This window comes from Bacillus timonensis (assembly GCF_004799755.1).
Lineage (GTDB): Bacteria > Bacillota > Bacilli > Bacillales > Bacillaceae_L > Ferdinandcohnia > Ferdinandcohnia timonensis_A.
This window is the reverse complement of record NZ_SLUB01000041.1, coordinates 26,484-38,551: the sequence shown is the minus strand read 5'-3', so window position 1 is coordinate 38,551 and position 12,068 is coordinate 26,484. Positions and strand designations below refer to the sequence as shown.

General features: G+C 39.1%; 11 protein-coding genes and 1 riboswitch. Of the genes, 8 read left to right on the top strand and 3 right to left on the bottom strand.

Going from position 1 to position 12,068, the window contains the following annotated elements:
• The first annotated feature begins 143 nt into the window (after positions 1-143).
• Complete coding sequence (locus E1I69_RS17955) at positions 144-1,322, top strand: M20 metallopeptidase family protein (protein ID WP_136380934.1); 1,179 nt, start codon at positions 144-146, stop codon at positions 1,320-1,322.
• 21 nt (positions 1,323-1,343) lie between these two features.
• A complete protein-coding gene (locus tag E1I69_RS17950) occupies positions 1,344-2,870 on the top strand; it encodes an AbgT family transporter (protein ID WP_136380932.1) in 1,527 nt (508 codons plus the stop codon).
• Positions 2,871-2,961: 91 nt separating this feature from the next.
• On the opposite strand, the gene E1I69_RS17945 is transcribed toward E1I69_RS17950, so the two are convergent.
• On the bottom strand, positions 2,962-3,468 hold the full coding sequence (locus E1I69_RS17945; protein WP_136380931.1) for a DUF3189 family protein: 507 nt from the start codon (positions 3,466-3,468) through the stop codon (positions 2,962-2,964).
• Between the two features lie 175 nt (positions 3,469-3,643).
• Between E1I69_RS17945 and E1I69_RS17940 the strand changes: the two genes are divergently transcribed.
• The 6 genes from E1I69_RS17940 to E1I69_RS17915 all read left to right on the top strand — a co-directional run bounded on the left by E1I69_RS17940 (position 3,644) and on the right by E1I69_RS17915 (position 10,474).
• Positions 3,644-4,522 (top strand): DMT family transporter, encoded by an 879-nt coding sequence (locus E1I69_RS17940; RefSeq protein ID WP_136380930.1) that lies wholly within the window; start codon positions 3,644-3,646, stop codon positions 4,520-4,522.
• Positions 4,523-4,648: 126 nt separating this feature from the next.
• Positions 4,649-6,013, top strand: coding sequence for a chloride channel protein (locus tag E1I69_RS17935; protein WP_207308568.1), 1,365 nt, complete (start codon positions 4,649-4,651; stop codon positions 6,011-6,013).
• Between the two features lie 121 nt (positions 6,014-6,134).
• Positions 6,135-6,236, top strand: a riboswitch (SAM riboswitch).
• Between the two features lie 86 nt (positions 6,237-6,322).
• A complete protein-coding gene (locus E1I69_RS17930; protein WP_136380929.1) occupies positions 6,323-7,075 on the top strand; it encodes a cyclase family protein in 753 nt (250 codons plus the stop codon).
• Positions 7,076-7,151: 76 nt separating this feature from the next.
• Positions 7,152-8,255, top strand: coding sequence for a 5-methyltetrahydropteroyltriglutamate--homocysteine S-methyltransferase (locus E1I69_RS17925; protein WP_136380928.1), 1,104 nt, complete (start codon positions 7,152-7,154; stop codon positions 8,253-8,255).
• Positions 8,256-8,368: 113 nt separating this feature from the next.
• Positions 8,369-9,133 (top strand): SDR family NAD(P)-dependent oxidoreductase, encoded by a 765-nt coding sequence (locus E1I69_RS17920; RefSeq protein ID WP_136380927.1) that lies wholly within the window; start codon positions 8,369-8,371, stop codon positions 9,131-9,133.
• A 24-nt stretch (positions 9,134-9,157) separates the two neighbouring features.
• On the top strand, positions 9,158-10,474 hold the full coding sequence (locus E1I69_RS17915; RefSeq protein ID WP_136380926.1) for a Na+/H+ antiporter NhaC family protein: 1,317 nt from the start codon (positions 9,158-9,160) through the stop codon (positions 10,472-10,474).
• A 66-nt stretch (positions 10,475-10,540) separates the two neighbouring features.
• Here E1I69_RS17915 and clpP read toward each other — a convergent pair whose 3' ends face one another.
• Both clpP and E1I69_RS17905 read right to left on the bottom strand, forming a co-directional pair.
• Positions 10,541-11,143: an ATP-dependent Clp endopeptidase proteolytic subunit ClpP gene (gene clpP, locus E1I69_RS17910; RefSeq protein WP_136380925.1), complete on the bottom strand. Its 603-nt coding sequence runs from the start codon at positions 11,141-11,143 to the stop codon at positions 10,541-10,543.
• A gap of 4 nt (positions 11,144-11,147) precedes the next feature.
• Positions 11,148-11,858, bottom strand: a complete 711-nt coding sequence (locus E1I69_RS17905; protein ID WP_161974930.1) for a sigma-70 family RNA polymerase sigma factor — start codon at positions 11,856-11,858, stop codon at positions 11,148-11,150.
• Between the last annotated feature and the right edge of the window lie 210 nt (positions 11,859-12,068).

Sequence of the window (12,068 nt, the reverse complement as noted above, 5' to 3'; positions counted from 1 at the left end):
AGATGTGTATAAGAGACAGTAATTTTCCATTGAAATATTCTCTTAATTTATATATCATATTAACGTGTTAAAGTGTTTATGTGATTTACTTTTTAACTGATTAATCAACAATAAAAATCGATAAGGGAGAGGCTACTTTGAAAATGAATGATATTCTTCTACAAATAGATCGTGTTTATCAAGAGGTAATCGAATGGCGTCGATTCTTACATCAACATCCAGAACTCTCTTTTCAAGAGGACCACACATCTAATTTTGTATATGACCTTCTTGAAAGCTTTGGTGGTTTGGAATTATCACGTCCAACAAAAACAAGTGTAGTAGCACGCTTAAAGGGAACTAAGCCAGGAAAAGTTATTGCTCTTCGTGCTGATATGGATGCATTGCCGATTAAAGAAGAAACCGGGCTACCATTTGCATCAACAACCGATGGTGTGATGCATGCATGTGGACATGATGGTCATACGTCCATGTTACTAGGTGCGGCTAAGATTTTAACAGCACATAAAGAGGATTTAACTGGTGAAATCCTCTTTATTTTTCAACATGCAGAAGAACTGCCACCTGGTGGCGCACAAGAAATGGTTGCGGCTGGAGTTCTTGATGGGGTTGATGAAGTTGTCGGTGTTCATTTATTCTCGACGGTTCCATTCGGAACAATAAATATCCGCTACGGGGCTCTAACTGCGGCAAGTGATATATTTGAGATCACTGTTCAAGGAAAAGGCGGACATGCCTCCACACCTCACTTAACAATTGACCCACTTGCAGCTGGTGCACAAATGGTTACAGGCCTTAATCACATTGTTTCACGTTCCATTGATCCGTTAGAACCAAGCGTCGTATCTGTGACTAAATTCCAAGCAGGTGGGTTGGCGTTGAATGTCATTCCAGATACCGTTGAAATTGGAGGATCCGTTCGTACGTTGAGTCATGATGTGCGTGAACGTGTTAAAAATCGAATCATTGAAGTTGCTGAAGGCATTGCGAAAGCAAACGGCGTTGAAGTAAAGGTCAACTATACGTATGGCTATAGTTCTGTAATGAATGACAAGAACGTGACAGGTCAAGTTGTCCAAGTGCTAGAAGATTTTTTACCAGATCGAACAATAGAGTGGATTGATCCTCTGCTTGGTGGGGAAGATTTTTCAGCATTCAGTGATGAAAAACCAGGTTGTTTTGTCATTATAGGTGCAGCAAACGAAGAGAAAGGTCTCACATTTCCACACCATCATCCGAAATTTGATTTTAATGAACAAGCGTTAAAAGATGGACTGCGATTCCATGTCTTTACAGCACTAACTTTAACCAACAATAATTAAATTTTTTGAAGGGAGTTATTTATGTCTCAAACAACGATGAAAAGGAATAAAACATTTTTTAATCGAATGCTAGATTCAATTGAGTACGCAGGGAATAAGCTACCAGATCCAATTGTATTATTTATTATTCTTTGTGTTATTACCTTGATTTCATCCTATATCACATCATTATTCCATGTATCCGTAACACATCCCATTACAGGGGAAGAGGTAGTGGCAACTAATCTCTTAACTGGGGATGGTCTAGTTTCTATTCTATTAAATTCAGTGACGAACTTTACCTCATTTGCTCCACTTGGTATGGTTCTTGTTATGATGCTCGGGATTGGAATGGCGGAAAATAGTGGTTTCTTCTCAACCATTATGAAGCGTGCTGTCTTAACAACTCCTAAAAAGCTAATTATTCCTATCATTATATTAATTGCAATTGTTGGGAATGCAGCCGGTGATGCTGGTCCAATCGTCTTGCCGCCACTAGCCGCTAGTGTCGTAATGGCTTTTGGTTATCATCCACTTGTAGGTCTAGTTATGGCCTATGCCTCCACGCTAGGAGCGTTTGCAGCGAACTTTATTATCGGGATGTCCGATACACTTGTTGCTGGCTTCACCGGTCCAGCTGCTCAAACAGTAGACCCAAATTATGTAGCGAATCCGGCAATGAACTATTATTTTATAGTGGTATCGGCCGTTATCCTTTTATTTGTTTCTTTATGGGTTACACATAAATTTACTATTCCGCGATTTGGGCAATATACAGGTGAAATAGAAGCTATTGAAAAAATCTCAATAGAAGAGAATCGCGGTCTAAAATGGGCAGGAATTTCTACGGCGTTATTTTTAATCGTCTTATTGGCGCTTATTATACCTGAGAACGGCATTTTACGAAACTCAGAAACTGGTTCGATTATTGATGGGTCTCCATTGATTTCAGGGATCGTCCCAATCCTAACAATCTTCTTTTTTATTCCTGGATTTTTTTATGGACTTGGTGCTAAAACGATTACTAGTTCAAAAGATTTTGGAGAGATGCTAGGAAAGTCTATGAGTACGATGGGACCTTACATTGTTTTAGTGTTCTTTGCTGCACAATTACTTTCATTCTTCAGTGCGAGTAATCTAGGTCCTATCATTGCGATAAAAGGAGCTAATTTCCTAAATGATATTGGAATAACAGGTGTTCCTTTAATCATTATGTTCATTCTATTTGTTGCATTTGTAAATTTACTAATTGGCAGTGCGTCTGCAAAATGGGCAATTCTTGCTCCAATCTTCGTGCCAATGTTTATGTATTTGGATTACCATCCAGCCTTTACCCAAGCGATTTATCGAGTTGGAGATTCAATTACAAATCCAATTACACCGATGCTCCCATATTTAGTACTCCTATTATCTTTTGCGAAGAAATACGATAAAAATATCGGGCTAGGAACATTGATATCTGCGCTATTTCCTTACACAGTATTCTTCGGTATATTCTGGATCATAATTGCTGTGGTTTGGTACTTAATCGGTGTTCCAGTTGGTCCACAAGGTCCCATTCATTTTTAAAGAGGCCTAGGATTTAAACGCATGAAATCGGCTTGACATTGTCTGAATTAGGACACTCACAATGGCTATTTAAAGCCTTTGTGAGTGTTTTTTATTTGAAATTTTTATTATCTACTACCACAATTTCCTTAGTCGAGGACTTGGCTGTTTGCTTTGTATGTTCAACCAAGTGTTGAATCGTACCACAGGCTTGCTTGGCACCTAGCACAAGAAGAGGAACACCGATGAAATCTATATGAATGCCTCTTGAGAAAAAGCCACCCATTGTCATGGCAAACGGAACGGTTGGGGATGTATTGGAGAAAATGATTTTTTCTTCCTGTCCGTATCTTTCTTGCAGGATTGTACTCAGTTGCTTAAGAGCGGGGACAACTAACTTACTCCTTTTACGCCCAATCGAATAGACAGGATGACCATCCTCATCAATCCCGTGGAAGACCATTTTTCCGAAATCTTTCTTAGTTAGTTTATTAAAATAATCTACATTTAAAATTTCTTCTTTTGTTAGTTTCCTGTCAGTAGGTAGTTTATTTAAGTGATAGGCTGCCGCTAATGCTGTACTATGTGTACCAGCATAATCATCATAGATGTAAATCATTTTGGCCCTCCTTATCCTATTCTGCTTTATTATCTCCAAAAAATTACAAGCTAATGCGATTTGCTTGAAGTTGAGGTCTTCTTTTGTTTGCATTAAAATGGGACAGAGGGACAGGTTCACTGTCCCAAATTTTGGGACAATGAACCTGTCCCCATGTCCCACTAGGAGAAGGATTATGAAGGCAAAGTTTATTTTTATTATTGTGATGTTGATTTTTGGTAGCATTGGTTTGTTTGTGAAGAATATTAATCTGTCCTCTAGCGAAATTGCTTTGTTCAGGGGAGCAGTAGGTAGTTTATTTTTACTTGGTGCTAGTTTTCTAGTCAAGCAGAAGTTTTCATTCAAAACATCAAAGAGGAATCTAGTCTTACTCCTATTATCGGGGGCAGCATTGGGTTTTAATTGGATTTTTTTATTCGAGTCTTATCGTTATACAACGATTGCGAACGCCACTCTTAGTTATTATTTTGCCCCGGTGTTTGTGATGATTTTGGCACCTTTTATACTTAAGGAAAAGTGGACGTGGATGAAGGTGCTAGGTATTACACTTGCATTTATAGGCTTCCTTTTGGTTGTTAATCCAGGCGGGGAAGCAGCTGTAGGGGCTTATAACCATTCTGTTGGTATCATGTATGGACTATTGGCTGCCGCTTTCTACACAACTATGATTCTCCTTAATAAGTTTATTAAAGACCTATCAGATTTTGAGACTACTATTATGCAGCTTTTGACGGCTTCAATTGTCTTGTTTCCATATGTCTTAGGAACGCAAAATTTGAATTACTCAGATTTGGACCTTCAATCTATCAGTCTGTTAGTAATTGTGGGAATTGTGCATACTGGGGTCGCGTACCTTCTCTATTTTTCAGTGTTAAAAAAATTAAAGGGACAAACAATCGCTGTTTTAAGCTATATCGATCCCATTTCTGCCGTGATCATGGCGGCTATCATATTGAAAGAAAGTATGAATGTGGTCCAAATGGTAGGGGGAATCCTAATATTAGGGTCTACTTTTATCAGTGAGATGAATTGGAAAAAGGTACCCAAATCATGATGTCATGTTTCGAATCAATCGGTAAAATTAGGGTGTGACAGTTGCTTTTATCTATATTAAAATAGTAAAGGGATCACTTTTAGTGATCTTTTTTGCGTGGAGACTGTTTTTAGGAAGTGACCTTATGTGCGTCGCATAAAATATATTGAACCAGTGGTTATGGTGGCAACGCTTAGTCGCTGGTTGGTATTGGCTACCATTACAGGTGGTATTGTTGGAACGGGGACAAGTTTATTTTTAGTAGCTTTGCACTTTTCATTGGATCAAACTGCAAATATACCACTGTATATACAAATGATTCTCTTGCCACTTGGCGGAATCATAAATGGTTTAATCTTATATTATGGGTACCCTCACCAAACGGATTTGAAGGATTCAACCATTGCTGCGGTACATGAACAGTCAGGTAAGATGCCATACAGGACTTTACCGATTAAGCCGCTTGCGGCTATTGTTACTCTAGCATCGGGCGGTTCAGCCGGAAAGGAAGGTCCATGTTCCCATATTGGTGGAACAATCGCTTCGCTACTTGGAAGTGTATTTCGGTTAAATCCTGAACTGCAGAAACGAATTGTTGCATGTGGGGTAAGCGCTGGATTTGCCAGTGTATTCGGGACTCCCATTGCTGGAGCAATTTATGGAGTTGAGGTTTTAACGATTGGTCGAATACGTCAGGATATTATACTTCCTTCTTTTATTGCGGGGATTGTTTCCTTTGAAATTAGTAAACTATGGGGCATCGAGTATTCTTATTTCCCCATGACATCAGCCGTGAATTTTTCCGAGATTTTCTTTATTAAAATTATCATTATTGGAATTCTTTGTGGCTTTGTTGCATGGCTTTTTATTGAGTTTTTTGAACAAAGTCGATTACTGTTTCGCCTTATTCAATTAAGATACCGTATTTGGCCACCTCTTATGCCTTTCATGGGTGGGATCATTGTTGCGTTATTAATCATTTGGATCCCAACAGACTATTTAGGACTTAGTCTACCAATCATGGAGAGTGCATTGAATGGGGAACAGGTTCCATATGTAAGTTTCTTTTGGAAAATAGTATTAGTTGCCATCACGTTGGGTTCAGGATTTTACGGAGGAATTGTTACTCCGCAGTTCGTAATTGGTGCATTAGCAGGTAATGTTTTTGCAAACTTCTTACATGTGGACCCAATCATTGGCGCCGCTGTCGGTATGGTTGCAGTAGTAGCTTCTGCATCGAACACACCGTTTGCCGCTATTTTTATGGGAATTGAGCTGTTCGGAATGAATATCGGAATCTATGTTGCTGCTTCCTGTTTAACCGCCTTTATTATTATTGGCCACCGAAGTGTGTACCCAGAGCAATTAGTTGCATACTCGAAATCCATTTGGATGACTCTACGTCCAAATATTTCGTTAGAAAAAGAGGATATTCACATTTCCTATGGGCTATTAAGAAAAATTAGGCGAATCCAACACCGAAAGAAACACCGATATTCGAAAATAAAATAGTTGGGACAGAGGGACAGGTTCCTCGTCCCGGGTTTTCAACATTTTGATTTGATTGAAAATTATGTGTTGACAATTTATTTTTTTGAGGTAAAGTTAAATCATAATTACATATTTCAAATTTTTCTTATCCAGAGAGGTGGAGGGACTGGCCCTTTGAAGCCTCGGCAACAGACTAGTTAAAGTACTGTGCCAATTCCAGTAGCAAGAAGCTTGAAGATAAGAAGAGCGGCATTTTTATTTGTCTTTTCAACCCTCTTCTTATTTTTAAGAAGAGGGTTTTTTACATATCCATTAAAATGAGGTGATTGCATGTCGACGATAAGAACTGAAAATGAATTATTAAAGGCATTTGAGATTCTAAAAAGTAAAGAATGGGTTGATCTTACACATACGTTTGGTCCGGATTCTCCCCATTTCTCAGCTTTTAATGATGCTGAATTTAAAACACTTTTTACACATGAGGATGGATTTTTTGCACAACGTTTTACTTTTCCAGGACAGTACGGAACGCATATTGATGCCCCCATCCATTTTGTTCCTAATCAACGTTATTTAGAGGAATTGGAGTTAAAGGAACTTGTTCTCCCCCTTGTTGTAATTGATAAGTCAAAGGAAGCCGAAGAGAATCATGATTTTATTTTAAGTGTTGATGATATTCTGAAGTTTGAAGAAGAACATGGAGAGATTGAAGCAGGTTCTTTTGTTGCATTGAGGACGGACTGGAGCAAGCGCTGGCCAAACAAAGAGGCATTTGAAAATAAAGATTCTGGTGGCAACAGTCACGCTCCGGGTTGGGGAATCGAGGCACTAAAGTTTTTATTTGAGGAAAGAAATATTAAAGCTGTTGGCCATGAAACGTTTGATACGGATGCAGCTATTGATTTTAGGAAAAATGGTTCACTCATTGGTGAATATTATGTACTTGAGCAAGATACATTTCAAATAGAATTATTAACTAACCTTGATAAGGTACCGGCAAAAGGGTCAGTCATATTTAATATTTGTCCTAAGCCGGAAAAAGGAACCGGATTTCCGGTACGTTCATTTGCTATTTTGCCATAGGCAGCATAGGTTCTTTGAATAAAGGATACTGCCCGCACCCTAATATAATGATAGATTAATAAAAGGAGAGAAAAAAATGACAACAACTTTAGTAAAAGCACCATTTCGTGCAGATCATGTAGGTAGTTTATTGCGTCCAGAAAGAATTCATCAGGCTAGAAAGGATGTTCAAGCAGGAGCGATTACAGCACAGGAGCTTCATGAAATTGAAACAGAAGAAATTAAAAAGATTGTGGATAAACAAATTGAAATTGGCTTACAAGCCGTGACAGATGGTGAATTTCGTCGCAGATTTTGGCATACAGATTTCTTAGAGCACTTAAATGGAGTAGAAGGCTACGTTCCAGAACATGGGTTTAAATTCAAGGGTGAAGAAACTGAAGCCTATGACGTGCGTGTGATCGGGAAAATTTCATTTAACCCTGACCACCCACATGTGAGAGACTTTATTGAATTTAAGGAAATCGTGGGTGACCGTGCGATTGCAAAACAAACGATTCCAAGTCCAAATCAACTGTTTAACGCTGGGATTCGCAACAAGGAAATCTATCCGAACCTTGAAGAGTACGCAAATGATATTATTCAAACTTATCGTGAGGCAATCAAAGCATTTTACGAGGCTGGCTGTCGTTACCTACAACTTGACGATGTGTACATAGCTGGTCTGAATGCACCGGAAATTCCTTTTAATGATAGTGGCTCTACTCGTGAGGAATTAATTGAATTAGCGTTAAAAGTAGCCAACGGCGTACTAGAAGGCAAGCCGGAAGATTTAACAATCACAACTCACCTTTGTCGTGGAAATTACCGCTCTAACTGGGCATTTGAAGGCAGCTATGCAAAAATTGCCCCAACCCTGTTTGCGAAAGAAAAAGTAGATGGCTTTTTCCTAGAGTATGACGACGATCGTTCGGGGGACTTCACTCCATTAGAGCATATCCCAAATGACGGCCCTCGCGTTGTTCTAGGTGTATTTACATCCAAACGTGGAGAATTAGAATCGAAAGAAAATATCATCGCGCGTGTAAAAGAAGCATCACAATTTGTACCACTGGAAAATTTATGTATCAGCCCACAATGCGGTTTTGCATCCACTCACCACGGAAATATTTTAACGGAAGATGAGCAATGGGCAAAATTAAAGTATATCGTAGACATTTCAAAAGAGATTTGGGGATAAGAGCAATTTATTGAAAAAGTAGGGACAGTGTACCTGTCCCTACGTCCCTTTTAAAAATAAAACCAAGTAATTAGATAGGAATTCTTGCATGTTGAGGTATGGGGGAATACTGTATGTATTGTATGGATTTAACAGGAAAAGTAGCGATTGTTACGGGCGGTGCCCAAGGAATCGGAAAGGCGATTGTGGAAGCTTTTTTAGACTGTGGAGCTAAAGTAGCAGTAGTTGACAGGGAAATCAACACGGAAAATACCAATGAACAGTTATTTTACTTCCATGCAGACGTTACAAAAAGCGCACAGGTTGAAAAAGCGGTTCAAGAAGTAGTGGAGCATTTTGGACGTTTGGATATTTTAGTAAATAACGCAGGAATTTCTAAATTGGATTATGCCATTGATATAAAAGAAAAAGACTGGGACCTTGTAATGGACGTGAACGCAAAAGGAGTATACCTGTTCAGTAAAGCTGTAGCAAGAATCCTGAAAGACCAAGGGCAAGGTGGGAAAATTATTAATATTTCCTCGCAAGCAGGGAAAAATGGGTACCGCTTGATGGGAAGCTATGTTGCTTCCAAACATGCCGTTTTAGGTCTTACCAAAACAATGGCCATTGAATTGGCTCAGGATGGAATTAATGTAAACGCGGTTTGTCCTGGTATTGTAGAAACCGACATGAAGCGTAAAGAGCGAGTAATAGGCGGTGAATTAAGAGGACTTACGGCCGAGCTAATCAGGCAAGAGGACTATTCACAGGTTCCGTTAGGCAGAACGGCTGAACCTCAAGATATCGCCAATGTTGTAGTGTTTTTAGCATCAAACTACGCAGATTATATGACAGGTCAAGGGATTAATGTTACAGGTGGAATGACAATGCACTGATTCATATGAAAGGAAGTGTTAGATATGACGGATGTTAAAAAAGGAAGCTTCTCTGCTTTGCTTCCATTACTCATTTTTGTTTTATTGTTTGTGGGTACAGGAGCTATTTCCGGTGATTTTTCCAATATGCCATTAAACGTGGCGATCATTATTGCTTCGGCAATTGCATTAGGGATGAATAGAAAAGAAAAGTTATCAACAAAAATTGATATTTTTACAAAAGGTGCTGGGCACCCCAACATTATGCTATTGGCGGTTATCTTTATTTTAGCCGGTGCATTTGCTGAAACGGCAAGAGGCATGGGGGCTGTGGAATCAACCGTCAATATGGGTTTAACCTTTATTCCTAGTAATCTATTAATGGTAGGATTGTTTATTGTCGGCTGTTTCATTTCTTTATCCATGGGAACTTCGATGGGAACGGTTGCTGCACTTGCACCAATTGGCATTGGCATTGCCGAGCAAACTGGAATACCAATGGCGTTAGCGATGGGAACGGTCATTGGTGGAGCGATGTTTGGTGACAATCTCTCGATGATTTCGGATACGACCATTGCAGCAGTTCGAACACAGCAAACGAAAATGAGTGATAAATTTAAAACCAATTTTCTAATTGTTTTACCTGCAGTTATTGTGACTGCTATTATTCTTTGGTTTGTGACATCTGGGAATAATGCCGAAGTCTTGGGAAATTACTCCTACGATTTTATTAAAGTAGTCCCATACGTCGCCGTCCTACTTGCTGCATTATTAGGGGTTAATGTGTTAATTGTTCTTCTAGGCGGGACTATTTTTGCAGGGGTTATTGGTTTAATAGATGGCTCTTATACGCTGTCAGGATTTATAAAGGCGGTGTCCCAAGGTGTTATTAATATGGAGGATTTGGCAATTGTTGCGATTTTAATCGGAGGTATGATTGGCATCATCCAACATAATGGTGGGATTCAGTGGCTTCTAAATTTTGTAACGAGTAAAATTAAAACGAAAAAAGGGGCAGAGTTTGGTATTGCTGGGTTGGTTAGTGTAACAGATTTAGCTACTGCCAACAACACCATCTCTATTATCATTACTGGCCCATTAGCGAAAAACATTGCAGATGAATACCAAATTGATCCACGAAAATCAGCAAGTATTCTTGATATCTTTTCTAGTAGTTGGCAAGGTCTTGTTCCATATGGCGGACAAATGCTGGTTGCATCAGGGTTAGCAGCCATTTCGCCGATTAGCATTTTGCCATATTCCTATTATCCAATAGCAATTTTGCTATGTGGTATTATCGCCATTCTAATTGGGTTTCCAAGATTTAAACGAAATAAAACTGAAAAAGAAAAAGCTGCATAACATAGCATAATAAAGTAAAAAGAGAGTACCATTTGAGATGGTATTCGCTTTTTTTAATAAAGACGGTTATATAATTATTTCATCTATAATCCCGTATGCCTTTGCTTCTTCTGCACTCATATAATAGTCTCGATCGGTATCTTTGGCTACCTTCTCAACAGGTTGACCGGTTCGATCTGCAATGATTTGATTGGTATGTTCTCGAAGCTTAAGGATGCGTTTTGCGGAAATTTCAATCTCAGTTGCTTGCCCGCGCACCCCGCCTAAGGGTTGATGGATCATGATTTCACTATTTGGGAGGGCGAATCTTTTCCCTTTTGTTCCGGCTAGCAAAAGCATGGCACCAAAGGATGCAGCCATACCCGTACAAATGGTTCTAATATCAGGTTTGATGTATTGCATCGTATCAAAAATGGCAAAACCAGCAGATGTGGAGCCTCCAGGACTGTTTATATAAAGAGAAATATCTTTTTCAGGATCATCCGCTGCCAAAAATAATAGCTGTGCAACGATACTATTGGCAACAGCATCAGTTATTTCGTCGCCAATCAAAATAATACGATCTTTTAATAACCTCGAGTAAATATCATACGAACGTTCCCCACGACTCGATTGTTCAATGACATACGGTATCGCATTCATATTGTTTTCCTCCTTATTCGCTTGCATCTTTTTATGCAGCCATAGAGACAATGCTTGAAGGAAATTTGTAGAGGCGTGATTTTTGCATAGAACAAGTCGGATTTGTATGTTTCGATAAAGAACGGATAGAAGGTATCGTCCTGATTAAAATGGATGGATCTTGAGTGTTTAACGATTCATGTAGTACTTTTTGGATTTGTTCACGATCATCGTCTGTCCAATATTGTTCGATAGTTGGAAATTGTACTTTCTTCTCTATTTTCTGTTGTGCACGATAAACGGCTGCTTTAACAGCAGTTTCATTTGTATTTAATACTTCAGCTATTTCAGATAATTGAAACTGAAACCCTTCTTTTAAAACAAAGATCACAGCTTGCTTCGGTGTTAGCTTTGTCATCAGCTGTTGTACAGCCTCATAGCGTTCTTCAATTTGCCTGGATTCATCATACCCATCATCAGGAATACCTTCAAGAGACTCTTTGCTTCGTTTTCGCACCGTGTCTACCCATACATTTTTGGCAATTTTATTTAATAAAGCTGTAGAGATGGTAGGGTGGTTTCGATAATGCTTCCATGCCTTCATCAAGGATTCCTGCACGAGATCTTCTCCATCCCAGCTGTTTTGGGATATAAACTGGCAATATCGTCGGAGCACCGGATAGAGTTTCTGAAGCTGTTCCTCAGTAAAAAATTCCTGCTGTTCTCTATAATCCTCTGATCCATTCCAAAGCTTACTATGCAAAACAATCACTCCTTCAGCGCGTCTCTACTTTATAAACGAATAAACGTGTATGAAAAGATACGGGGGTAAAAAATAAATTATTTATTTTTATTATATGTATGGTAAAGACTCTGAACAAGTAACGATGAGTGGGGTTTGTTAATATTCAAAAAGGACAAAAGGTGACCTTACGTGGGACACGGGGACAGGTCCCGCGTCCCAAAATAAGAG